The organism is Exiguobacterium sp. UBA3968 (assembly GCF_002385115.1).
In the GTDB taxonomy this organism is placed as follows: domain Bacteria; phylum Bacillota; class Bacilli; order Exiguobacteriales; family Exiguobacteriaceae; genus Exiguobacterium_A.
In genome coordinates, this window is record NZ_DGCW01000005.1 from 340,714 (window position 1) to 365,580 (window position 24,867).

Below are 24,867 nucleotides of genomic sequence, written 5' to 3' on the forward strand. Positions count from 1 at the left end.
CAGATGACAGTCAACTGGAATGAAACACGTTCGTTTTTAGAAAGCAAGATGCAGGCGAAACCGGAAATCGGATTGATTCTCGGTTCAGGACTGGGTGTCCTCGCTGATGAGATCGAAAACCCGATCGCAATTCCATACCATGAAATCCCGAACTTCCCGGTCTCAACGGTTGAAGGACACGCCGGACAACTCGTCTTCGGAACACTTGAAGGGAAACAAGTCGTTGCGATGCAAGGACGATTCCACTTCTACGAAGGATACTCAATGGATATGGTGACGTTCCCAGTACGCGTCATGAAAGCGATCGGCGTCGAGACATTGATCGTCACGAACGCAGCGGGTGCTTGTAACGAAGCGTTCGAACCAGGTGATTTGATGTTGATCACGGATCACATCAACTTCTTCGGTACGAACCCATTGATCGGTAAGAACGTCGACGAGATGGGACCACGTTTCCCGGATATGTCGAAGCCGTATGATGCGGAATTACTTCGTCTTGCACAGGAAACAGCGGACGAGCTCGGTATTCGTGTCCGTCAAGGTGTCTACTTCGGAAATACTGGTCCGACGTATGAGACACCAGCAGAAGTCAAGATGGCACGGATGCTTGGAGGAGACGTCGTCGGTATGTCGACGGTCCCTGAAGTCATCGTTGCCCGTCATTCAGATATGCGTGTCCTTGGAATTTCGTGTGTCTCGAACATGGCAGCAGGTATTCTCGATCAACCGTTACATCATGATGAAGTCATCGAAACGACAGAACGTGTCCGAGCACACTTCCTATCACTCGTTCGCGGTTCGATCAAAAAAATGTAACGACTGTTTTAAAACTTACAAACCACTCCTGAGGAGGAACTAGATTATGCGTATGGTAGATTTGATTGCAACAAAACGAGACGGTGGCGAACTCGCAACAGCTGATATTCAAGCAATGGTAGAAGGATTCACGAATGGTGAAATTCCAGATTACCAAATGTCAGCGATGTCGATGGCGATTTTCTATCAAGGAATGTCAGATCGTGAAATCGCTGATTTGACGATGGCGATGGTCAACTCGGGCGACGTGATCGACCTTTCACGTATCCACGGGAAAAAAGTCGATAAACACTCGACAGGCGGTGTTGGTGACAAGATCAGTCTGATCGTCGCACCACTCGTTGCGTCAATCGGCATTCCGGTTGCGAAGATGAGCGGTCGTGGACTCGGTCATACAGGTGGAACCATCGACAAACTCGAAGCGTTCCCTGGTTTTGACGTCGAGCTTTCTGAAGAAGCGTTCGTCTCACAAGTCAACGACATTAAGATGGCGATCATCGGTCAAACAGGTAACTTGACGCCTGCAGACAAAAAACTCTACGCCCTTCGTGACGTCACGGCGACAGTAAACTCGATTCCATTGATCGCAAGTTCAATCATGTCGAAAAAAATCGCAGCGGGAGCAGACAGCATCGTACTTGACGTGAAGACAGGTTCAGGTGCCTTTATGAAATCGTTCGAAGATGCTAAAGCACTCGCGACAGAGATGGTCTCAATCGGTAAGAGCGTCAATCGTAAGACGGTTGCTGTCATTACGGACATGGATCAGCCGCTCGGCTTTGAAATCGGGAACGCAAACGAAGTCAAGGAAGCAATCGAAGTCCTTCAAGGGAAAGATGTCCGTGACTTGAAAGTCATCGCCTTGACGATTGCATCACACATGGCAGTCCTCGGTGAATTCTACCCGACGTTCGACGAAGCATATGCGGATCTCGAAACACGTCTCGGTAACGGAGCAGCACTTGACGTCTTCAAGAAGTTCATCGCAGCGCAAGGTGGCGACGCATCACTCGTTGACGACATGACAAAAGCACTTGAAACGAAATACGAAAAAACATTCGTCGCTTCAAAAGCCGGTTATGTCTCTGAAATCATCGCTGACGAAGTCGGTGTTGCAGCAATGATCCTCGGTGCTGGACGCGCGACGAAAGCGGATGAAATCGATCACGCAGCAAGCGTCACGTTACACAAGAAAGTCGGCGACCGTGTCGAAGTCGGCGATGTCATCGCAACACTTCGTTCAAACAAAGAAACACTCGACCAAGCGATCGAAAAAATGGATCACGCGTACCACATCAGTGAAACGAAACCGGCAGAACGTCCGCTCGTTCACGCTGTTATCCAGTAAGCAATCCAATCAACAATACTTGAGTAGTGGACGTCGTCCGCTACTCTTTTTTTATGATAAAATTGTAAGTGTAAAAATATGGGAGGGGACTATATGAAACGTTGGATAATCGGGATTGCCAGTCTAATTGGAGTCATCGGAGGTAGTGCCTTTTTGATGACTTTCGCTTTTACACAGGACATGAACTCGGATGGAACGAAAGAGACTGAAGTACAGCGGAAAGCAAAAACTTACTTAGAACAGCATCTTCCGGAAGCGAAGGTGACCGGTAGTCTTTACGACAACATGGGCAATTTTCCATTTGAATATGCCGCACGCGCGATAGACGAAAAAACGAATACTGAGTTTTTCGTCTATCAACAAGAGGAGTCGGGGAGGTTCGTTGACTCGTATCACGCGTCACTTTGGGAAGATCGGTTAGAGCGACGGATCCCGTCGCCGACTCTCGAACAACTGAACAATCAATTGAGCGTGACCGTACTTTATGACAACGATAAAATACAGCAGCTAGATGACGCGCGTTTTGATTCAAAGGCTTATTTACGGAAGGAAGTCGCTCCGACGCTCTTAGTGGACGTTCCACGCAAGCGACACGAACAGGATAAAGCGCAGGTCACAGCGTGGGCAAAGTCGTTGCGCGAACAAAAGATTCTTCAACATATGACGGTCAAGGTCGATTATGTTTCGGAAAAAGGAGAATTGCTTGAGAACGGAGATTCGATCTTCGTGAAGCTGTAAGATGGATGGAAAAAATGAGAGTACGCGGTTCCTCTTCGATTTGTTATACTGGAAATACTTGTAATGAAAAAGGGGGAACTCTCATGAAACCACCACGCTTACAAAAAGGGGATAAGATTGCCATCGTCTCGCCGGCGTCTGCTGTCGCAGCATACGTACCGCGTCGTCTCGCCCGCGGTATCGCAACACTTGAAAAAATGGGCTTCGAGGTCGTCTTAATGCCGAACGCAACGGCTGTTCATAGTCATACGGCAGGAACGATCGGGGAACGGCTGCAAGATTTACATATGGCGTTCGCCGATCCATCGATTAAGGCGATCATCTCGACAATCGGTGGGTTTAACTCGCACCAATTACTCGATGAACTTGATTATGAGTTGATCCGAAACAATCCGAAAATCTTCGTCGGATACAGTGATATCACAGCACTATTTGCTGGCATCTATCAGAAAACAGGATTGACGACGTTCGTCGGACCCGCGCTGCTGACGCAGTTCGGTCAATTCGATGGTCTTGATCCGTATACCGAAGAATCGTTCAAACGTACGTTCATGCAGACGGAGCCGATCGGTCGAATCGAAGCGTCTGAGGAGTGGACAGATGAGGTTTTACGCTGGGATGTCGCGGACGACCGAAGACGAGAACATCAAGTGAACGCAGGATACACGATCATTAAGTCGGGCGTCGCAGAAGGTCCGATTCTAACGGGGAACACGGGAACACTTTTACTGCTTGCTGGGACACCATACTTGCCATCATTTGACGGTGTCGTCTTGATGCTTGAGGATGACGAGAGTGAGACACCAGAAACAATCGACCGGTATTTCACGCAATTGCGACACATGGGTGCGTATGACAAGATTGCGGCGCTCGTCGTCGGACGCTTCCCGCGCAAAGTCGATTTTGATCCGGACTTCCCGCTCAAAGACATCATTCTGCGCGCGACGCGGGGCTATGATTTCCCGATCATTCTCGATGCGGACTTCGGGCATACGGATCCTGTTGTGACACTCGCGAATGGAATTCAAATTCGTGTCGAAGTAACAGATTCGGTGACACTTGATGTGTTAGAGGCAGCCGTCGAGTAAAAAGGTCTGCACGACGTCCTGAAATTTGGTACACTGTACCATGGAATCACGATCTTGAATCGTGACGAATCTCATGCTGAAAAGCACGAAAGGTTGGTCAAATATGCAAAAAACTGGTCATATCTTATTAGAAGATGGAAATAAAATCGAATTCGAATTGTTCAACGATGAAGCACCGATCACGACTGAAAACTTCGAAAACCTTGCAAACTCGAACTTTTACGATGGATTGAACTTCCACCGTGTCATCCCAGGCTTCGTCTCACAAGGCGGATGCCCAATCGGAAACGGTACAGGCGGTTCAGGAAAAACGATTCCTTGTGAAACGTCAACATCATACCCACACAAACACAAAGCGGGTTCACTCTCGATGGCACACGCTGGTCGTAACACAGGATCAAGCCAGTTCTTCATCGTACACGAGCCACAACCACATCTCGACGGTGTACACACAGTCTTCGGACAAGTGACTTCAGGTCTCGAACATGCACAAAAAATGAAGCAAGGCGCTGGCATCAAAGAAATCCGCGTCGAAGCGTAAGTTCTTGCTCCTCTTCGGACGTTCGAAGAGGAGTTTTTCTTTTTTTAGAACCGGGTACAATCAGTAAGGGAACTCAACTCGAAAAGGAGTGTTTGTCATGCGTTTAGAAGGAAAACGAATCATCCAAGTCGTCAGCAATGACTTCGAGGATTTAGAATTATGGTATCCAGTCCATCGCTTACGTGAAGAAGGCGCAATCGTCGACATCGTCGGTGAGAAAGCGGATGAAACATATATCGGGAAGTACGGTGTTCCGATCAAATCGAATAAGACGTTCGATGAGATCAATCCAGCAGAATACGATGCGATTCTTGTTCCAGGTGGTTGGTCGCCCGATCTGTTACGCCGCTTTGACTCTGTTTTAAACATGGTGCGTCATTTTGACCAGAACAAACAACCGATTGGTCAAATCTGCCACGCTGGTTGGGTGCTGATCTCTGCTGGCATCTTAAAAGGTATCAACGTCACGAGTACGCCAGGGATTAAGGATGACATGACGAATGCGGGTGCGATTTGGCATGATGAAGCTGTCGTCGTCGACGGACATATCGTCTCGAGTCGTCGTCCACCCGATCTACCGGACTACATGCGTGCTTTCATCCAAGTGATGGAAGAACAAGCGTGATTCAGATGCAGGGGACGTCACGTGACAGTCTCCTGCCTTTTTCATGGATTATGAAAAAAATGCAGTAATTCTGTGTGAGAAGGTGTAGAATGAATGAGTCTCAGTCGTTCATGCTCCTGAGAGTTGTTGAAATTAGGAAGGTGTAGAATCACATGCTAGTAAAATATAAGAAGTTGAATGAACGGACCGCGATGGGGCTGATCGCCTTTTCGTGCGAAGTGAAGGATCCGAAGTATTTGCTTGAAACGGTTCAAGCCTATGAACAGGAAGAAGACCAACGCTTGTATTTGTACAAACAAGATGAGGATTTCGTCGGTGTCATCGGGTTTCAATTAATGGATGGCCATGCTGAATTGAAACATATCGCATTATCACCGTCTTTCCGTGGAGAACGGATGTCGTATCTCCTACTCGATGAAGCAGCCAAACTTCTTCGAACGGATATTACGGGTGCGACCGAAGAGACGCAACGCCTCGTCGACAAATGGAAAAATCAATAAAAAGACCGGTCCATGGCTTAGATGGACCGGTCTCTTCGGTTTTGTAGCGCTTCTTGCCGTGCAAGAACGACATCCGTACGATCACGCAAACGATGTTTATGCGTCACGTAGTCGAGATCAGGTGCTGTCGCTTCAAGTGCGACGGTTCGGATGACGTCCGGGAAGACAGGTAACGGGATGTGCCGATAGACCTTATCCGTAAAATGGTCGCGATGATCGAGCAAATATGAGACGTCGATCCCGGACGCAATCAGTGTTGCCCGGTGGCGTTCGATTTTATCAAATGCTTTCGCATATGTCCGCTGTGCCCCAGTCGTATTGCCGCGACGGTGGTGATAGCGGGCGACGGCGAATTGAATTAAACCAACAAGTGCTTCGTCCTGACGTTGTCCTTCTTGCCAGACTTCTTCTAAGATTTCATGGCATTCGAAGTAATCGTGCCGGATATTGAATTCGAATACGAATCGCTCGATCGGATTCATGGAATCACCTCTTCCTTTTGAATATAACATAGTCGAACCCATCCGTTGTATGGTATACTAAGGCGCAAAAAACGTTGATGGGCAGGGAGAATCATGGAATCATACAGTGTAAAGATGGATGCGTTTGAAGGCCCGCTGGACTTGCTGTTACACTTGGTTGGTAAATTAGAAATCGATATTTATGATATATCCGTTTCCATGGTGACGGATCAATATGTGTCCTATATCCGTGCGATGCAACATCTTGAACTAGATGTTGCTAGTGAATATCTTGTCATGGCAGCGACGCTGTTGCAACTGAAAAGCAAACAACTCTTGCCGATCGAACAGACGGAATATGATGAGATTCCCGATTTCGAGGAAGAACCGACACGAGAAGGTCTGATTCAACAGTTGATCGAGTATAAGGCATATAAGGAAGCAGCCCTCGTCCTGAAGGAAAAGGAAGAGGCACGCCTTGAGCTGTTCTCGAAACAACCAGAGGATTTGATGCGTTATCTCGATACGGACGCACAAGAGTATAATGGTACGTTATCACTAAGTGATTTATTACGTGCCTATGAAAAAATGCGTCAACGGGAAGCTTGGAAGGTACGTCGTTCGAAGACGGTCAAACGGGAAGAACGGTCGCTTGAGCAACAGATGGAGTCTGTCGCCCGTTACGTCGCGACGCGTGAGCGTACGACATTCTTTGGCTTTTTTGTGGAGCAGCCGACGGTCGAAGAACTGGTCGTCAGTTTCCTCGCCGTCCTAGAACTCGTCAAGCAACGCGTCATTGATTGTGAACAAATGACCGATGACATTTTGTTGCGTAGCATGGTGAAGGAGGAGAGTCAGATTGGCGTATGAACAAATCATTGAAAGCTTGTTATTCGTCGTCGGCGATGACGGCATCGACCCACGTGGTCTCAGTCAAGCACTAGAGATCAGTGAAGCGGCGGCGCGTGAACAGTTACTGGCTCTTCAGACGACGTTTGAAGCGGAGCAACGGGTGTTGCAAATCGTAGAGTCGGGTGGCGTCTTTAAGATGGTGACACGAAAAGAGATGTCGCCGTATATTCAGGCGTATGCGGGTTCACTTGCAGAAGACTCCTTGTCTCGAGCAGCGATGGAGACACTCGTCATCATCGCGTACAAACAACCCGTCACGCGTGCTGATATCGAAGTCGTCCGTGGCGTCAAGACGGAACGCGTCATCCATACGTTAAGTGCAAAAGGTTTGATTGAAGAAGCGGGACGCGCCAAAGGCGTTGGTCGCGCGAAATTGTATAAGACGACGGATCATTTCCTGGACCACTTTGGTCTGAATAGTATTGAGGAGTTACCACCACTCGAGTTCGAAGAAACGTTCGAATCAGATGGAGATCTCTTCTTCCGGAATGATCCTTCATTAGAGGAGAGAGTGAATTAATGGAACGGTTACAAAAAATCATCGCACAAGCAGGTGTCGCTTCACGGCGTAAAGCAGAGGAATTGATCACAGCAGGTCGCGTTAAGGTCAACGGGAAAGTCATCACGGAGCTCGGAACGAAAGTTGGAGCGCGTGCTGAAGTCGAAGTCGATGGCGTCAAGCTCGAGCGGGAAGAACACGTTTATTACATGCTATATAAACCAACAGGTGTCGTCTCGACGGTTGAAGACGATAAAGGACGTAAGACGGTCGTCGATCTCGTACCACCAGGTCATCGTGTCTTCCCAGTCGGTCGTCTCGACTACAATACGAGCGGTCTTCTGTTGATGACGAATGACGGTGAATTCTCAAACCTTCTGCTTCACCCGAAGTATAAGGTACCGAAGCGTTACATCGTCAAAATCAAAGGCGTACCGGAATATTTCCACGTCAAAGGTCTTGAAAAAGGCGTCGTCTTGCCGGACGGCTTTAAGACAGGGAAAGCACGCGTCGAGATGCGTGACATCGATAAGAAGAAAAACACGGCTATCCTCGAAATGGTCATCTACGAGGGACATAACCGCCAAGTCCGTCAAATGGTCGAGACACTCGGTTCAGAAGTCTTGAAGTTGAAACGTGAACAGTTTGGTTTCTTGACACTGGCAGGTCTTACTTCTGGCGAGTGGCGTGAACTTTCAAAAAAAGAAGTCAATCAATTGCGTGAGCTAGCGGATCCAGCCGCTCCACCTACGAAAAGACGTAAGAACACAAAAAAACGTTAATTTGTAAAGCGAGAAGCTCATCCTCCGGGTTGAGTTTTCTTTTTTTGTGACAAAACGATTAACGAATTTCACATTTTATCAACGTTTAAGCGATTTCAAGTACAATATGGGTGGAGGCGGTAAAATATGAAAAAAACAAAACAAAATCCGGAAGAACGCTTAGCAGCGGCCCAGCAAAAAAAGAAGAAACGCTCCTTCTGGCGTCTGATGATCATGACGATGGTCTTGTTTGCAGGCGCAGTTGTCATCATGCAATTCGTCGATCAGGCGACACGCGATAAAAACGGACGTGTCATGGCAGGCGATGATGCTCCTGGTTTCGCGCTCGTCGATCTATACGGTGAGAAACAGCACTCAATGGATGAATACAAAGGAAAAGGACTTTTACTCAATTTCTGGGGTACATTCTGCGAACCATGTAAGAAAGAGATGCCTTTGATCAATGACAACTATCAGATGATGCAGGATCAAGGTGTCAATTTCGTAGCGGTCAATGTCGGAGAAACACCGGTTCGAGTCTCAAGCTTCATCAAAGATATCGGCGGAACGGATTATCCGATCCTCATGGATACGAATAGTTCGGTCGAGAAGGCTTACGGGATCTACAACTTACCTGTGACGTTCATCATCAACAAAAAAGGTGAGGTCGTCGAGAAATACGAAGGTGAGATTGATCAAGCGAAGCTGGAAGAGATGGTGAAGAAGGCGAACCAGTAACGCATCGAAGGGGGATTTAAGGATGCAGGAGCAAGAAGATTTTAAACAACTGGACATGCGTTACGAGGAAGCAGAACTTCGTTCGAAACGTAAAAATCCATCTTGGATCGACCGGGCATGGACGTTCTTCTCGTCTGTCAAGGTCGGGTTATGGCTGATCGGTCTGATCATCATCGCGAGTGGGGTCGGTACGATCTTCCCGCAAGAGATGTATATTCCGCAGGCAACACCACCGGAAGAATTTTATCAAAAAGAATACGGTACGGCAGGGGATATCTACTATACGTTAGGATTCCACAACCTGTTTGAATCATGGTGGTACATCGGATTAATCACACTGTTACTCTTATCGATCATCATCGTGTCGATTGACCGCTTCTTCCCGCTCTACCGAGCATTGAAGAAACAACCGGTCATCCAGTCGGACCGTTTCATGAATGGTCAGCGATTTGGCGCTGAAGCGACTGGAGACGTCAAAAAAATCGATGCGATCGCACCGTTACTTGAGAAAAAGGGCTATAAAGTTCGTCGGCAAGACGGGGCGCTCTTAGCGGAAAAGCAACGTTTTGGACGATGGGGTCCTTACATCAACCATATCGGTCTTGTACTATTCTTCGGAGGGGCGATGCTTCGGGTCGTACCGGGCATGCATGAAGATGAACTGCTTTGGCTTCGTGAAGGAGAAACATTACCGATCGAGGCGACAGACAACAAGTATTACTTGAAGAATGAGGCGTTCAATATCGAGTTCTATGATCCTGAGAAGGTGGACGCAAAATTCAAGAAATCACTTGAAGCAGCGGGCGGAAATGTACCGAAAAACTACGACACGAAGATGACGCTCTATAAAAGAGTCGGAGAGACAAGCGATTTCAAACCGAAACTCGAAGAAGTCAAATCAGGTGAGACGGCAGTCAACCGTCCATTCGAATTCGATGATTTCCAAGTCTTCCAAGAACAATACGCGGCAGATCCAGAATTTAAGACGATGTCGTTTAGCATCGTCAACCAAAAGACAGGTAAAGTCGTGGATACGATCAAGGTCGATTTACGTGAACCAAAAGAGACCTACAAGTTGAAAAACGGCTATGATGTCGAATTGAAGGATTTCTTGCCTGATTTCGTCGTCAAGGATGGACAGCCGACGACCAATTCTGGACGTCCTGTCAATCCGGCGTTCGTCTTTAATATCAAATCACCGGAGCACCCAAAAGGGGAGCGTAGCTTGATTGGTATCAAGCTGAATGTCGGTGGGGATGAGAACCAGTACAAGATGGCGTTTGCCGGTACGGAGCTCTCAAACATCTCAGGTGTCCGAATCAAGAAAGACTTGACGCTCCCATTCCTCTTTGCGGGTGGCATCATCTTCATGGCAGGTCTATTGATCGGGATGTACTGGCCGCACCGTCGTCTCTGGTTACGTGAGAAGAACGGTCGCATTCAGATTGCTGGATTTACGAACAAAAACGCATTAGGGCTTCAAAAAGAAGCCAATCTCGCGTTGACGGAAGTTGGTCTACCAGAACTTGAGGACCGACAAAAGTTGCGGGAAGAGGGGGAAGCTAAATGAACATGCTTCAGTTGAGCAGTAATCTGCTCCTAACGTCATTCATCGTCTACCTCGTCAGTACAGGTTTTTTCGCTGTTGCGACGAGTGGTAAAAAAGGTCCGACACGTTCTGGTAAGATCGCCTATACGCTCGCGATCATCGGTTTTCTTGCTCAGTTAGGGTATTTCTTTACGCGCTGGGCGGGTGCTGGACACGTTCCGGTCTCGAACTTATACGAATACACGACATTCTTTGGTATGATGATGGTCCTTGGATTCTTAATCGTCTATGCCATCTATAAAAACAATGTCCTTGGCTTGATTGCAATGCCGGTTGCCTTGCTCGTCATCGCTTATGCGTCGATGTTCCCGGATGAGGTCCAACCCTTGATTCCGGCACTTCAAAGTGTCTGGCTCAAAATCCACGTTACGACGGCAGCGCTCGGTGAGGGGATTCTCGCTGTCAGTTTTGCGACCGGATTGCTCTATCTGGTCCACGCGACGGATTTCAATAAAGAATCGAAAACACGGACATGGCTTGAGATCGTCATGTTCTCACTCGTTTGTGTCGTTGGTTACATCCTCGTCGGCCTCTTGTTCAAAGCAACAGGTTCTGCATCAACGATCGAATACGTCGCGAAGAATGGTGCGAAGATGACACATGAATACACGATGCCGGTTCTGACAGGTCCTGAGAACGGAAAAGTCTTATCTGGTTCAGGTGCCGTCATTGAATTGCCGAACTTCTTGAATGCGAATAAGGTCAATACGGTCTTATGGTCAGTCATTGGTGGGGTCGTCTTATATGTGTTGCTACGTTTCGTAGTTCTCCGTAAGCGTGTCGCAGAGAGTCTGAAACCAATCGCGCGGAAGATTGATCTAGAAACAGCTGATGAGATTAGTTACCGTGCGATCGCGATCGGTCTTCCGATCTTTATTCTTGGCGGATTAATCTTCGCAATGATTTGGGCGCAAATGGCATGGAGCCGCTATTGGGGCTGGGACCCGAAAGAGGTTTGGGCATTGATCACGATGCTCTTCTACGTGTTCTATCTCCACATGCGCATCCAGCGTGGGTGGATCGGTAAAAAATCAGCATGGTTATGTGTTGGTGGTTTTGCTGTCATCATGTTCAACCTTGTCTTCGTCAACCTTGTCGTAGCGGGATTACACTCGTACGCATAAGGAAAAGAAAAGCAGCGGATCCGGAAACGGTCCGCTGCTTTTTCATGTTTCTCTGACAAAAGAGTATCGTTTAGGGGAAATTAGCCAGTGCAAGCCATTCTTTTCGTTTCATAGTATACTAAAAGAGTAGTAGGATAGAGGAGTAGAGTTTAGTTTATAGGAGGAGACAGCATGTCAGAAGAAGCACGTATTTTAGTCGTCGACGATGAGGAACGAATTCGTCGCCTGTTGAAGATGTATCTGGAGCGGGAAAATTTCACGATCGAGGAAGCAGACAATGGAGAGACGGCGCTTGAAATGGCGCTTGAGACAGAATACGATGTCATTCTCCTCGACTTGATGATGCCGAAGATGGACGGGATGCAAGTTTGTGAAGAACTACGGAAAACGAAAGCGACGCCGGTCGTCATGCTGACGGCAAAAGGTGAAGAAACGAATCGCGTCCATGGGTTTGAAATGGGGGCAGATGATTATATCGTCAAACCATTCAGTCCACGTGAAGTCGTTTTGCGTGTCAAAGCAATCCTTCGCCGAGCGAGTGCAACGAAATTCCTCCATACGGATGCGAAAACAAAAGATGTCATCGTCTTCCCACATTTGACGATTGATAATGACGCACACCGCGTGACGGTTGAATCACAAGAAGTCAATTTAACACCAAAAGAATATGAACTCCTGTATTTCTTGGCAAAACAAACGGACAAAGTATTCTCACGGGAACAACTACTCAAGGAAGTCTGGAACTATGAATTTTTTGGGGATCTTCGGACGGTCGATACACACGTCAAACGTCTGCGTGAAAAGCTGAATCGTTTGTCTCCGAACGCTGCTCAAATGATCACGACGGTCTGGGGTGTCGGATACAAGTTCGAGAATAGTCCGACCTGACGATGAAATGGTTGCAAAGTGTAGTCATCAAACTATGGGGCACGATCCTATTGCTTGTCTCGGTCGTCTTGATCGCCTTGACGATCTTGTTACTTGAATTTTTCAACTCTTTTCATATCGAACAGGAGCGGGGGCACCTTGCAAAGCTCGGTCAACAAGTCGAGACCGTCTTTCAGGCGCACTCCGGTATCGAGGAAGGATCGAGTACTGCTGTCGAAATCACGGATATATATGGCGCGACATTAATTGCGAAGACCCAGGACGATTCTGTCGAAGCGAACATTTCACAAGCGAAAGCGAACCGGATTATCAAGGAGCTCGAACGTCAGAACTGGAAAGCGATCGATGGTGAAGAAGGTGAAACGGCAATCGGTAATTACGAGACCTTCGATGGAAAGGCGGCACTCGCGTATCGAGCACCGCTCATTACGGATAGCGGCAACGGAACGATCTACTTGATCGAACAATTGACGAATATCGAGCAAGCGAATGAAGGCGCACGTCAAATCATTCAGCTCTGTGTCTTATTAGCGATCATCGGGACGACCGTCTTTGCATTCTTCCTATCGACACGGATCACCGCACCACTACGGACGATTCGTCAAGCCGTCGTTGAGGCCGGTGAAGGGAAATTCGATCAAAGCCTGACGCAACGTTCACGTGATGAGATTGGTGACTTAGCGCTTGCCTTTAACGAGATGAGTAGCCAACTCAATCAATACGTCACGGATCTTGATAAGGAGCGTCACTTACTTTCCTCGATTCTGCGCTGTATGGCAGACGGCGTGTTGACGTTCTCAAAATCAGGTGAGCTCCTCGCGACGAATCCACCAGCTGAAGCATTTCTTGCAGGTTCTCCCGTACCGGATGAACTGATTGAACTGTTCCAGACAGTCATGAAGGAAGAGACGGAGATGACGGTTTCGTTTGAACGGGAAGGACGCTTTTACATCATCATCGTCAGTCCGTTACTCGAACAAGAAGAGCAGATCGGAGCGGTCGCTGTCCTGCGCGACATGACGGAAGCACAACAACTGGAGAAGATGCGGGCCGACTTCGTCGCGAATGTCAGCCATGAACTGCGGACGCCACTCGTCATGTTGCAAGGGTATTCGGAAGCGATCGTCGACGGGATGACGGAAAGTGACGAGGCGACGAAAGAATTTGCATCAATCATCTATGATGAATCGCAACGCTTGTCCCGTCTCGTCAATGATCTACTCGATCTCGCGCGGATGGAAGCCGGTTATCAGGAGTTACGGATTGAAGCCATCGAAACAGTCTCGTTTGCACAGCGAGTCATCAAGAAATTCAAACAAATGGGACGCGATAAGCAGGTCACTTTCTCGGTTTCCGGTCCGAACATCACATTTGACGCCGATCCGGATCAGATGGAACAAGTCTTGACGAATCTTCTTGGAAACGCCCTTCGTTATACGGAGAACGGAGAAATCAAGATTAAGATTGACGAAGATAGGGAAAACATTACATTATCCGTCATCGATTCAGGTGACGGGATTCCGGAAGAAGATTTACCTTTCGTCTTTGATCGTTTCTATAAGGCGGACAAGGCACGAACGCGCGGTAAGACCGGTACAGGAATTGGTCTTGCGATCGTCGCGAACGTCGTCCGTGCTCATGGTGGAGAGGTCGAAGTCGACAGCCGCTTAGGAGAAGGAGCGACTTTCCGAATCCGATTACCAAAAAACAAAGGAAGCGAACATTATGAGTCGCTTCCTTTCGCTATAGGAGTGAATAAAACATGAAAATTTATACGAAATCAGGCGATGAAGGAGAAACATCCCTTGTCGGTGGGAGAGTCAAAAAAAATGATCGATTGATCAGCTTGATGGGAGAACTCGATGAATTGAATAGCTTCGTCGGACTTGCTCGGACCAAAGCATCATCAATCGAAGTACGAGAACAATTGACGGTCATCCAGCATGCGTTGTTCGACTGTGGCAGTGACTTGATGTATGTCGAACCTCGTCCATCACGGTTAAGTCAGGAAGCAACAGTTGATTTAGAAAGTTGGATTGATAGTTTAACGGAATTATCGCCACCACTCGACAAGTTCATCTTACCAGGCGGAACGGAAGCGGCCGCGACATTGCATGTGGCACGGACGGTCTGCCGTCGCGTCGAACGTTCGATGATCGATGTTCCCCAAGCGGCTCATTTGTTACCGTTCATCAATCGGCTCAGTGATTTCTTTTTTACAGCAGCCCGTTATGAGAATGCCGTTAACCAAAAAGCAGATATTGAATACGTTCGCAGTGCGCATGTGTTCAAACGAAAGGATGGAGAGTAATGAGTCAGTCATTTAGCACATGGAAAAAGGAAGGAACGAGCTTCCACCTCGTTCCGACCGATAAATTCAAGACGACGACGATCCTCGTCACGTTTTCAGCACCGCTAGAGGCGAAAACACTGACTAGCCGCGCGATTTTACCATACATCATGGAAAAATCGACAGCTGCTTATCCGTCGATGAAAGCATTACGTGAGCCACTTGAGACATTATATGATGCGGGGCTTTATGCGGACGCGTCGAAGTTCGGAGAAGAGCACGTCATCTCGTTCCAACTTGATGTCGTCCGTGGAGAACTCGTCCATCACCCGTCGTTATTAAAAGAAGCACTTGAATTGCTAGAGCAAATGGTGCTGTATCCAGACTTGACGGAAAGTGGTTTCCGCGAACGGTTCGTCAAACAAGAAAAGCGACTGCATGCCTTACGAATCAGCTCGCTGTACGACGATAAGATGCGCTACGCACAGCAGCGTCTCCTTGAATTGATGGCACCAGGCGAAGCCGTCTCGTTACCATCGCTTGGGACAATCGAAGAACTCGAACGGATCACTCCATCGTCCTTGCGTGATACATACCGTTCGATGATCGAAGACGATCGAATCGATGTCTTCGTCGTCGGACAGGTGACGAAGGAGGAAATGGAAGATGCGTTGTCCTTCTTGCCATCGCACTCAGAAAAAGTCAGCCATTACATCCCTGAACAAAAACCGGTCAACGGTGTGAAACGGTCGAGCGAAACGCAACCGATCAAACAAGGGAAGCTGCACCTTGGTTACCGGGTAGCGGTCGATCCGACGTCTGCCGATTCAATCCGGATGCAAATCGTCAACGGTCTGTTCGGTGGATTCCCACATTCGAAACTGTTCATGAATGTCCGTGAAAAAGAGAGTCTCGCGTATTATGCGGCTTCACGATATGCGGCATTAAACAGTGCACTCTACGTCTATGCAGGGGTTGACACAAAAGAAGCGGAACGTGCCGAGAAAATCATCCTAGAGCAACTCGTTGATTTGAAGGCGGGACAGTTCACGGATGAAGAATTGACACAGACGAAGGCGATGTTGATCAATGCGCGCCGTCAAATTCTTGATCAGCCGGGGCAATTGATTGGTTGGTTGAATGGTTCGAAGATGCGTGGACTGACACTTGAAGATGAGATCCACATCATCGAGACGGCGACACGTGAAGACGTCGTTCGATTAGCAACGGCAATCGATCTAGATGCCGTATATCTATTGCGAGGTGAAGCATGATGGAACAACTGACTTATCACGATACAGACGAAACGGTATACCACGAGCAACTCGATAACGGCTTATCCGTCTATCTGTTGCAAAAAAAAGGATACGAAAAGACGTATGCGACGTTTACGACACGTTATGGTTCGATTGATCAACGATTTAAAAAAGGAGAGGAATGGATCACGGTACCGGACGGCATCGCCCACTTCCTCGAGCATAAGATGTTCGAATCTGAAAAAGGTGACGTCTTCCAAGAGTTCGGTCGTCTCGGTGCCTCAGCGAACGCCTTTACCTCGTTCTCACGGACAGCGTACTTGTTCTCAGCCACGTCATTGATCGAACAAAACCTCGAGACATTGATCGATTTCGTACAAGATCCCTACTTCACGCCGGAAAGCGTTGAAAAAGAGAAGGGGATCATCACGCAGGAAATCCAGATGTATCAAGATAATCCAGGGTGGCGTCTGTTCTTCGGTCTAATCGAATCAATGTATGCGACGCATCCGGTCCGAATCGATATCGCAGGAACACCGGAATCGATCAATCAAATCACAGCCGATGACCTATACACGTGCTATCGTACGTTCTATCATCCATCAAACATGGTGTTGTTCGTCGTCGGAAACATCGACCCGGAAGAGACGCTGGCATTGATCAAGGCGAATCAGGCGAAGAAGGATTATACGGATCGTCCAGCGATCGAACGGGATTACGGTCAAGAACCGCACGGCGTGCATCGTCCACGTCTCGAACTCGAGCTCGACGTCAAGACACCGAAGGTATTAATCGGTTACAAGGACGAATCTGTCCGCGGCGAAGCACAAGTCCGTCGTGAGTTGACGAGTGAATTATTATTGCACCTCTTATTCGATCAAACATCATCGACGTATTTGGAATTGTATGAAGACGGTCTGATCGACGATACGTTCAGCTTTGATTACTCGAGTGAGGAAGAGTTCGCCTTCGCGACGTTCGGCATGGAGACAGAGGATCCAGACAAGTTTATCCAAGCGTATGAGACACTTCTGCAAACGCGTCCTGACTTCACGGAAGACGAGGTCACGCGCAAGCGGAACATGATGCAAGGGAAATTCCTCCGTGCCTTGAATTCACCGGAATTCATTGCGAATCAGTTCTCGCGTCACGCACTTGCCGGTACGAATCTGTTCACGCTTCCGACATTGATTGCTTCGATTACGAAAGAAGAGATCGACGCCCGTTTCGACGAGTTGTTCGCCATTGAAAACCGGGCGATCTCAATCGTCAAACCGTACGCGTGATGCGAATCCTCATCACCGGTGCGAGTGGCGCCATTGGTCTTGCGGCAGCAAAACAACTTGCTGCCGCCGGACATGAATTGGTGCTTCAGACGTATCGACAGCAAGCGGTTTTGGAACGGATGATAGAGGAGTGGCAAGGAGAGCACCACATCCTGACGGCGAATTTAGCGGATGATGAGGAGTTGCAGGCATTTTGTACGGCGTTACCTGTCGTCGATGCCTTCGTCCATTGTGCCGGAACGAGTTATAGCGGTCTGTTGCTCGATCAATCGGCAACATCAATGAGTGAACTTTGGAGAATACATGTCGATGCGTTGATGCGCATCAGTCAAACCGTGACGCGGACAAAACCGTTTACGTCGCAGCTGGCGATCGTCGTCATCAGTAGTGTATTAGGGGAACAAGGTGTCGCGGGTGAAGTTGCCTATTCGACGTGCAAGGCAGCACAGCTGGGCTTCGTCAAAGCATACAGTAAAGAACTTGGACCAATGCATGGACGCATCAATGCGATTACGCCAGGATGGATTGATACGCCGATGAACGCGATTTTTTCTGAGGATGAAAAGGCAGAAGCGATTGCTGAAATCCCTGCCGGACGATTCGGAAAAGCAGAGGAAGTAGCTTCCGCGATCCGTTACTTGGTGCAACCAGAATCGAGTTATGTGTCGGGAGCCATCCTTAAAATAGATGGTGCGTGGATGTAAGCATTGGAATTTCAGTTCAGGAATGCTTTTCATTTTTCAAAAAATCATTTAACATGAGGAATGGATAATCGTATCAATAGAGGAGGATGGGCGCGTGAGTGAGTTCGAGCAATGGTATCTCGAATATGAATTAAAGGTCAACCGTCCCGGTATACTCGGGGACATTGCTTCGTTGATGGGAATGTTACATATTTCGATCGTGACGATCAATGGTGTCGATCATCAACGACGCGGTATGTTGCTCCAAACGAAACAACCGGATCAAATTCCACGACTCGCTGCTATTCTCAAGACGATGTCAACCATAGAGGTCATCAAACTACGAAAACCAAAACTGCGTGATCGGATCGCGATTCGTCACGGTCGTTATATCGATCAAAGCAGTGATGAACGAAAGACGTTCCGCTTCGTTCGGGAAGACTTAGGGATTCTCGTCGATTTCATGGCAGAGCTGTGTAAACAGGATGGGCACTTGTTGATTGGTGTCCGCGGTATGCCACGAGTCGGGAAGACGGAATCGATCGTCGCTGCAAGCGTCAGTGCGAACAAGAAATGGTTGTTCCTTTCTTCGACGCTGATCAAACAGACGGTACGAACGTCGTTATTCGATGACGAACGGACTGGGGATTACGTCTACATCATCGATGCCTTGGTGTCGCAACGGAATTTCGATGAACGGCACTGGCAGATTTTACGCGAAGTCATGCGACTACCGGCGACGAAAATCGTCGAACATCCGGATGCATTCGTCAAATCAAGTGAATATACGTGGGATGATTTTGATTACATCATTGAATTACGCAACACGACAGAAGAAATCATTGTGACTGAACTGCCTCGTTCCCATGGGGGAAATGATTGGTTCAACTTTGAATAAGTATGAAAAATGGAAGGTGTGTTACCGATGACCGAGCTCGGAACCTACTTAAAGGAACAACGAGAGGCGCTAGGCGTCTCTCTCGAACAAATTCAAACGACGACGAAGATTCAAAAGCGTTACATCGTCGCGATTGAAGAAGGCAACTATGATCAATTACCAGGTGCTTTTTACGCCCGGGCCTTCATCAAGACATATGCGGAAGCACTCGGTCTTGACGTCGACGAAGTCTTCACGACCTATAAGCGTGATCTTCCGGAACCGGAGGCACAACCGGTCGTCGAATTATCACGACGCGCGACGTATTCGAAATCAAGTGCACCGAAGAAAAGCGTTGCAAAGCGCTGGATTCCGAACATCATCATCATCGTGCTGATTTTTGCGATTGGTGCTGCCTTGTATTATGGACTTCAGATGTTCCTCGACGGTAACGAAGAGGCAAAAACGTCTGCACCGAAGCAAAACGATGTCACGATCGACCAAGGAGACGCACCGAGTAAAGAAACGGATGCGCCTGCGAAGACAGAAGAAAAGCCGAAGGAAGAACCGGCGAAACAAGAAGAAACAAAAGAAAAACCTAAAAAAGAAGCGCTTGCTGCGAAGTCGACATCTGGTCAAGATGTCACCTATGAAGTCGCAACGAAAGATACGATGAGTGTCTCGATTCAAATCAAGAAAGATGCCTCTCCATCACCATTCGTTGGTGTGCGTGATACATCCCTTGAAGGAGAAGCACTCGCGCCAGATCACATCAACGCGTCGGATCCGAATCCGATCGTCGTGAAGGACGCGAAGACGGACTTGATCCGGATTCGGATCGGTTCGATTAAAGGGATTGATAAAATCGTCGTCAATGACCAAGAACTGAAACTGAACCGTTCGCTTCTCGTCCAAAACATCTATCTGAAGAAAGTAGCCACGCCGTAAACCGGCGTGCCTTCTTTTAGATGGCATATTCATCTACATATGAAATGAAGGAGGAGGGCGTTACATGAACTTACCGAATCAATTGACAGTATTACGCGTTTTATTAATTCCCGTGTTCGTCATCGTACTTGCGATTGATCCGAACTGGGGACAGTGGGATGTACTAGGAGCTGAACTTCCCGTCTCACACTTCGTTGCAGCCATCATCTTCCTTGTTGCTTCACTGACGGATTGGCTCGATGGGTATATCGCCCGCAAACAAAATCTAGTAACGAACTTTGGAAAATTCATGGATCCACTTGCCGATAAGATGTTAGTCGCTGCTGCGCTCGTCTACCTTGTGGAACTTGACTTCGTTGCGGCATGGATCGTCGTCATCATTCTCTGCCGTGAGTTCGCTGTCACAGGTCTTCGTCTTGTCGCATCTGACGAAGGCATCGTTCTTGCTGCCGGAAACTCTGGGAAAGCAAAGACATGGGTCCAGTTGACATCGATTACAGCGTATTTATTGCACGATATCGTTTTTGCGATGTGGAATATTCCATTCGCAGATATCACGATGTGGCTTGCTCTTATCTTGACGATCTATTCAGGCGTCGAGTATTTCTCGAAAAACATCAAGTTAATTACGAAATCCATGTAAGTTGGATCAATTTAGACTGTTCGTCATACCGAACAGTCTTTTCTTATACTTCAAGAAGGTGAGGAATCAACATGAAAGCAGAAATCATCGCAGTCGGAAGTGAGCTTCTCCTTGGAGAAATCGCCAACACGAATGCACAGTACCTTTCCGAATGGCTAGCCAGTGCAGGAATTGACGTTCATTATCATACAGTCGTCGGTGACAACCGCGAGCGGATGCAGGAAACGTTCCGTCAGGCGCAACAGCGGGCGGATCTCCTTGTCATCACAGGGGGGCTTGGACCGACCGAGGATGACTTGACGAAAGAGGTGCTCGCTGACCTGCTTGGGCGCGATCTCGTTCTCGATCAAGCAGCGTACGAAAGAATCGAAGGATTCTTGAAGACACGTCAACGGGAGATGACGAACAATGAACGGAAACAAGCATTAGTCATCGCTGGCGCGACGGTTTTACGCAATGATGCGGGTCTTGCTCCCGGTATGTCGGTGCAGACGGAGCACCACCAATATATCGTTTTACCCGGTGTGCCACGTGAGATGAAGCAAATCCTCAAAGATCACTTCAGTCATTTGTTCGGTCAAGAGACAATCCGTTCCCGAACACTACGTTTCTTCGGAATCGGAGAATCGGCTCTAAACGATCGCCTGGAAACGTTAATCAAAGAAGCAACCAATCCATCGGTCGCCCCTTATGCGGAACTCGCTGAAGTACGGTTGCGTCTGACTGCTAAAGCACTCGATCAACAGGAAGCCGACCGTATGCTCGATGAACTGGAACAACACGTACTGGCTGAAGTGGGCATGTACTTTTATGGATATGGCGAGACAAGCCTGCCGGAAGTCGTACTGAAACGGTATCAAGAAGCAGGATTGACACTGTCACTCGCCGAATCACTGACGGGAGGAGCTGTCGCAAGTGGACTCGTTGATGTCAGCGGTGCGAGTCAAGTGTTGCGTGGGAGCGCCGTCGTGTATGATGATGCAGCGAAGCAAGGCGTATTATCGGTACCGGAAGTTTTGTTACGAGAGCATACTGCTGTCAGTAAAGAAGTCGCAATCGCGATGGCTGAAGGGGTACGCGAACTGTATCAATCCGATATCGCCGTCGCTTTGACAGGGGAAGCAGGTCCGACAAGCAACAGCGGAAAAGTGGTCGGAACCGTCTATTGTGCTGTTGCGGACGCACATGGAACACGCATCGTCGAATGGCAATATCCATCGTTCGACCGGGGAATGATTCGACTGCGCGCCGTCAAGGATACCTATTTCCTTCTACTGAAACATCTCGAAAAAGAATCCGAGTGAGAAAATTGGTCAAAGTGCAAGTATGCGAATAAATGTTCGTAAAATGCTTGTCATTCGGTCTCAAAAGAAGTACAATAATCTCAGTAAGATAATTAAAAGGAGGCCTGCTACGTGAGTGATCGTAAAGCAGCACTTGAGATGGCGTTACGCCAGATAGAGAAACAGTTCGGTAAAGGTTCCATCATGAAACTCGGAGAAAATGCGGATCAGAAGGTATCAGTGATCTCTTCTGGATCGATTACATTAGATATTGCCCTAGGTGCAGGTGGATACCCACGTGGACGGGTCATCGAAGTATACGGACCTGAATCGTCAGGTAAAACGACGGTAGCGCTTCATGCAATCGCAGAAGTTCAAAAACAAGGTGGACAAGCAGCATTCATCGATGCAGAGCACGCGCTTGATCCAGCATACGCAAATAAACTCGGTGTCAACATCGATGAGCTCCTCTTGTCACAACCGGATACTGGGGAGCAGGCACTTGAAATCGCCGAAGCACTCGTTCGTTCTGGTGCGGTCGATATTCTTGTCGTCGACTCTGTTGCGGCACTCGTACCAAAAGCAGAGATTGAAGGCGAGATGGGTGACTCACACGTCGGTCTTCAAGCGCGTTTGATGAGCCAAGCGCTTCGTAAGTTGTCTGGTGCAACGAATAAATCGAAAACGATCGTCATCTTCATCAACCAAATCCGTGAAAAAATCGGTGTCATGTTTGGTAACCCGGAAACGACTCCAGGTGGTCGAGCACTCAAATTCTACTCGTCTGTTCGTTTAGAAGTGCGTCGTGCGGAAGCGTTGAAAAACGGTACGGACGTCGTCGGTAACAAAACGAAGATCAAGGTCGTCAAAAACAAAATTGCTCCTCCGTTTAAACAAGCAGAAGTTGATATCATGTACGGTCTCGGTATTTCGAAGGTCGGTGAGTTGATCGACATCGGAACGGATCTGGATATCGTTCAAAAGAGTGGTGCATGGTATTCGTACAACTCAGAGCGTCTTGGTCAAGGGCGTGAGAACGCGAAGCAATACATGGTCGAGCATCCGGAAGTCGCAGCAGAGGTCGAACGTTTGATTCGTGAACATCACGGTCTCGTCGATCGCGAAGAGCCGGTTGATTTCGAAGCAGAACAACCAGAAGATCTATTTGCTGAATAAACCGTTTCAGAGAGGATTCGCATACGAATCCTCTCTTTTTTAGTGTAAAAGAGGAAAACAGTGGAATTCTTTCCCGTCCGTTCGTTGACAATGAACGAGTGCTATCCTTACAATATAGATGTACGTTTTTTAGACAGCTTCGATGAAATACCGAAATGAACTAAGAAACACCTTGCAAAGGGGAGGTGAACCCATGAGTACACTGACTTGGATTGTCATACTTCTCCTCACTTTGCTGATCGCATTCATCGTAGGCTACTTCTTGCGGAAATCGATTGCAGAAGCGAAAATTCAAGGCGCAGAAACGGAAGCGAATAAAATCGTTGAACGTGCGCGTGAATCGGCTGAGGCAACGAAAAAAGAAGCCGTACTCGAAGCGAAAGATGAAGCATTCAAACTTCGTAACGAAGTGGAAAAAGAATTGCGTGAACGTCGCCAAGAGCTAGCGAAACAAGAAGCCCGGTTGCTCCAGAAAGAAGAGACACTCGATCGCCGTGTTGACGCTATCGACCGTAAGGAAGATCAAATCAATACACGTGATGCAGAGATCGCGAAACGGAAGCATCAAGCTGAAGAACTAGAGCGCAAAGTAGAGGACCTGTATGAACAGGGACGTCAAGAGCTTGTCCGCGTCGCGAATTTATCGCAAGACGAGGCAAGAACAATCATCATGGATGAGACGAAACAGGCTGCTTTACACGACGCAGCCATTCTTCAAAAAGAAATCGAACAAAAAGCAAAAGAAGAAGCCGACAAGAAAGCACGTAATATCTTGTCACTTGCGATTCAACGGTTCGCCGCTGAACATATCGCAGAGACGACTGTATCGGTCGTCAACTTGCCGAACGATGAGATGAAAGGTCGCATCATCGGACGGGAAGGCCGCAACATCCGTACGCTCGAGACCTTGACTGGGATCGACTTGATCATCGATGATACGCCGGAAGCCGTCATTTTGTCTGGTTTTGACCCAATTCGTCGCGAAGTCGCTAAAATGGCGCTCGAGAAATTGGTTCAGGATGGTCGGATTCACCCGGCTCGTATTGAAGAGATGGTCGACAAATCCCGTCGTGAAGTCGACGAGCGGATTCGAGAAATCGGGGAAGAAGCGACGTATGATGTCGGAATCCACGGCATTCATCCGGACCTTGTCAAAATTCTCGGTCGCTTGAAGTACCGTACGAGTTACGGACAGAACGTCCTGTATCACTCACTTGAGGTTGCCCACCTTGCAGGTATGATGGCAGCTGAACTTGGAGAAGATGTCACGCTTGCGAAGCGTGCAGGTCTTCTGCATGATATCGGGAAAGCGATCGACCACGAAGTCGAAGGCAGTCACGTTGAGATTGGTGTCGAGCTCGGTACGAAGTACAAAGAGCATCCAACCGTCATCAACGCGATCGCATCACACCACGGAGATACGGAAGCGACATCTGTCATTTCTGTCTTGGTTGCAGCTGCGGATGCATTATCTGCTGCTCGTCCAGGTGCACGTCAAGAGACACTCGAAAGTTATATCCGCCGTCTCGAACGCCTCGAGGAAATCTCGGAATCGTTCGACGGTGTCGAAAAATCATTTGCGATCCAAGCGGGTCGTGAAGTCCGCATCATCGTTCGACCTGACGTCGTCGATGATGTACTGGCTCACAAGATGGCGAGTGACATCCGGAAAAAAATCGAAGAAGAACTCGATTATCCGGGACACATCAAAGTCACGGTCATTCGGGAAACACGAGCAGTCGAATACGCGAAATAAGTGGAGTGGCGGGCGACCGCC

General features: G+C 48.2%; 26 protein-coding genes. 25 read left to right on the forward strand and 1 reads right to left on the reverse strand.

Going from position 1 to position 24,867, the window contains the following annotated elements:
- The first annotated feature begins 3 nt into the window (after positions 1 to 3).
- From B3S86_RS03405 to B3S86_RS03435, 7 genes are all read left to right on the forward strand, one after another.
- Positions 4 to 816 (forward strand): purine-nucleoside phosphorylase, encoded by an 813-nt coding sequence (locus B3S86_RS03405; RefSeq protein ID WP_029341181.1) that lies wholly within the window; start codon positions 4 to 6, stop codon positions 814 to 816.
- A 46-nt stretch (positions 817 to 862) separates the two neighbouring features.
- Entirely contained in the window at positions 863 to 2,164 is a 1,302-nt protein-coding gene (locus B3S86_RS03410; protein ID WP_023467679.1) for a pyrimidine-nucleoside phosphorylase, read from the forward strand.
- A 93-nt stretch (positions 2,165 to 2,257) separates the two neighbouring features.
- Positions 2,258 to 2,902 (forward strand): hypothetical protein, encoded by a 645-nt coding sequence (locus B3S86_RS03415; protein ID WP_290749133.1) that lies wholly within the window; start codon positions 2,258 to 2,260, stop codon positions 2,900 to 2,902.
- A gap of 83 nt (positions 2,903 to 2,985) precedes the next feature.
- The gene (locus B3S86_RS03420) at positions 2,986 to 3,990 is read left to right on the forward strand and encodes a S66 family peptidase (RefSeq protein ID WP_290749136.1); all 1,005 of its coding nucleotides are present in this window, start codon (positions 2,986 to 2,988) and stop codon (positions 3,988 to 3,990) included.
- 103 nt (positions 3,991 to 4,093) lie between these two features.
- A complete protein-coding gene (locus B3S86_RS03425) occupies positions 4,094 to 4,531 on the forward strand; it encodes a peptidylprolyl isomerase (RefSeq protein WP_023467682.1) in 438 nt (145 codons plus the stop codon).
- 97 nt (positions 4,532 to 4,628) lie between these two features.
- On the forward strand, positions 4,629 to 5,156 hold the full coding sequence (locus B3S86_RS03430; protein WP_290749139.1) for a type 1 glutamine amidotransferase domain-containing protein: 528 nt from the start codon (positions 4,629 to 4,631) through the stop codon (positions 5,154 to 5,156).
- Positions 5,157 to 5,308: 152 nt separating this feature from the next.
- Positions 5,309 to 5,656, forward strand: a complete 348-nt coding sequence (locus B3S86_RS03435) for a GNAT family N-acetyltransferase (RefSeq protein WP_023467684.1) — start codon at positions 5,309 to 5,311, stop codon at positions 5,654 to 5,656.
- A gap of 17 nt (positions 5,657 to 5,673) precedes the next feature.
- Here the strand turns inward: B3S86_RS03435 and B3S86_RS03440 are convergent, their stop codons facing one another.
- On the reverse strand, positions 5,674 to 6,138 hold the full coding sequence (locus tag B3S86_RS03440) for a DUF309 domain-containing protein (protein ID WP_290749142.1): 465 nt from the start codon (positions 6,136 to 6,138) through the stop codon (positions 5,674 to 5,676).
- A gap of 93 nt (positions 6,139 to 6,231) precedes the next feature.
- Here B3S86_RS03440 and B3S86_RS03445 point away from each other — a divergent pair, with 93 nt between their 5' ends.
- The 18 genes from B3S86_RS03445 to rny all read left to right on the forward strand — a co-directional run bounded on the left by B3S86_RS03445 (position 6,232) and on the right by rny (position 24,846).
- The gene (locus B3S86_RS03445; protein ID WP_035408886.1) at positions 6,232 to 6,987 is read left to right on the forward strand and encodes a segregation/condensation protein A; all 756 of its coding nucleotides are present in this window, start codon (positions 6,232 to 6,234) and stop codon (positions 6,985 to 6,987) included.
- On the forward strand, positions 6,977 to 7,549 hold the full coding sequence (gene scpB, locus B3S86_RS03450) for an SMC-Scp complex subunit ScpB (protein ID WP_023467687.1): 573 nt from the start codon (positions 6,977 to 6,979) through the stop codon (positions 7,547 to 7,549). Before B3S86_RS03445 ends, scpB begins: the two co-directional genes overlap by 11 nt.
- A complete protein-coding gene (locus B3S86_RS03455; protein WP_023467688.1) occupies positions 7,549 to 8,310 on the forward strand; it encodes a pseudouridine synthase in 762 nt (253 codons plus the stop codon). Before scpB ends, B3S86_RS03455 begins: the two co-directional genes overlap by 1 nt.
- A gap of 126 nt (positions 8,311 to 8,436) precedes the next feature.
- Positions 8,437 to 9,027, forward strand: a complete 591-nt coding sequence (locus tag B3S86_RS03460) for a redoxin domain-containing protein (RefSeq protein ID WP_035408882.1) — start codon at positions 8,437 to 8,439, stop codon at positions 9,025 to 9,027.
- A gap of 22 nt (positions 9,028 to 9,049) precedes the next feature.
- Positions 9,050 to 10,597, forward strand: coding sequence for a cytochrome c biogenesis protein ResB (gene resB / locus B3S86_RS03465; RefSeq protein ID WP_081780387.1), 1,548 nt, complete (start codon positions 9,050 to 9,052; stop codon positions 10,595 to 10,597).
- Positions 10,594 to 11,760 carry a c-type cytochrome biogenesis protein CcsB gene (gene ccsB / locus B3S86_RS03470; protein ID WP_035408879.1) on the forward strand — a complete coding sequence of 389 codons (1,167 nt, stop codon included), beginning with the start codon at positions 10,594 to 10,596 and terminating at the stop codon, positions 11,758 to 11,760. Before resB ends, ccsB begins: the two co-directional genes overlap by 4 nt.
- 171 nt (positions 11,761 to 11,931) lie before the next feature.
- Complete coding sequence (locus B3S86_RS03475) at positions 11,932 to 12,648, forward strand: response regulator transcription factor (RefSeq protein WP_035408876.1); 717 nt, start codon at positions 11,932 to 11,934, stop codon at positions 12,646 to 12,648.
- Between the two features lie 11 nt (positions 12,649 to 12,659).
- Positions 12,660 to 14,414, forward strand: a complete 1,755-nt coding sequence (locus B3S86_RS03480) for an ATP-binding protein (protein WP_290749153.1) — start codon at positions 12,660 to 12,662, stop codon at positions 14,412 to 14,414.
- Positions 14,411 to 14,959 (forward strand): cob(I)yrinic acid a,c-diamide adenosyltransferase, encoded by a 549-nt coding sequence (locus B3S86_RS03485; RefSeq protein ID WP_035408870.1) that lies wholly within the window; start codon positions 14,411 to 14,413, stop codon positions 14,957 to 14,959. The genes B3S86_RS03480 and B3S86_RS03485 overlap by 4 nt, the downstream gene beginning before the upstream one ends.
- Positions 14,959 to 16,212: an EF-P 5-aminopentanol modification-associated protein YfmF gene (yfmF, locus tag B3S86_RS03490; protein WP_290749157.1), complete on the forward strand. Its 1,254-nt coding sequence runs from the start codon at positions 14,959 to 14,961 to the stop codon at positions 16,210 to 16,212. Before B3S86_RS03485 ends, yfmF begins: the two co-directional genes overlap by 1 nt.
- Positions 16,209 to 17,480, forward strand: a complete 1,272-nt coding sequence (gene yfmH / locus B3S86_RS03495; RefSeq protein WP_290749160.1) for an EF-P 5-aminopentanol modification-associated protein YfmH — start codon at positions 16,209 to 16,211, stop codon at positions 17,478 to 17,480. The genes yfmF and yfmH overlap by 4 nt, the downstream gene beginning before the upstream one ends.
- The gene (gene ymfI / locus B3S86_RS03500) at positions 17,480 to 18,184 is read left to right on the forward strand and encodes an elongation factor P 5-aminopentanone reductase (RefSeq protein ID WP_290749163.1); all 705 of its coding nucleotides are present in this window, start codon (positions 17,480 to 17,482) and stop codon (positions 18,182 to 18,184) included. Before yfmH ends, ymfI begins: the two co-directional genes overlap by 1 nt.
- Positions 18,185 to 18,278: 94 nt before the next feature.
- Positions 18,279 to 19,061, forward strand: coding sequence for a DUF3388 domain-containing protein (locus B3S86_RS03505; protein ID WP_023467698.1), 783 nt, complete (start codon positions 18,279 to 18,281; stop codon positions 19,059 to 19,061).
- A 27-nt stretch (positions 19,062 to 19,088) separates the two neighbouring features.
- Positions 19,089 to 19,988, forward strand: coding sequence for a helix-turn-helix domain-containing protein (locus B3S86_RS03510; protein WP_035409716.1), 900 nt, complete (start codon positions 19,089 to 19,091; stop codon positions 19,986 to 19,988).
- Positions 19,989 to 20,052: 64 nt separating this feature from the next.
- The gene (pgsA, locus tag B3S86_RS03515; protein ID WP_035408854.1) at positions 20,053 to 20,631 is read left to right on the forward strand and encodes a CDP-diacylglycerol--glycerol-3-phosphate 3-phosphatidyltransferase; all 579 of its coding nucleotides are present in this window, start codon (positions 20,053 to 20,055) and stop codon (positions 20,629 to 20,631) included.
- A 71-nt stretch (positions 20,632 to 20,702) separates the two neighbouring features.
- Positions 20,703 to 21,935, forward strand: a complete 1,233-nt coding sequence (locus B3S86_RS03520) for a competence/damage-inducible protein A (RefSeq protein ID WP_290749168.1) — start codon at positions 20,703 to 20,705, stop codon at positions 21,933 to 21,935.
- 111 nt (positions 21,936 to 22,046) lie between these two features.
- Positions 22,047 to 23,090 (forward strand): recombinase RecA, encoded by a 1,044-nt coding sequence (gene recA, locus B3S86_RS03525; protein WP_023467702.1) that lies wholly within the window; start codon positions 22,047 to 22,049, stop codon positions 23,088 to 23,090.
- 193 nt (positions 23,091 to 23,283) lie between these two features.
- The gene (gene rny / locus B3S86_RS03530) at positions 23,284 to 24,846 is read left to right on the forward strand and encodes a ribonuclease Y (RefSeq protein WP_023467703.1); all 1,563 of its coding nucleotides are present in this window, start codon (positions 23,284 to 23,286) and stop codon (positions 24,844 to 24,846) included.
- Positions 24,847 to 24,867: the final 21 nt, after the last annotated feature.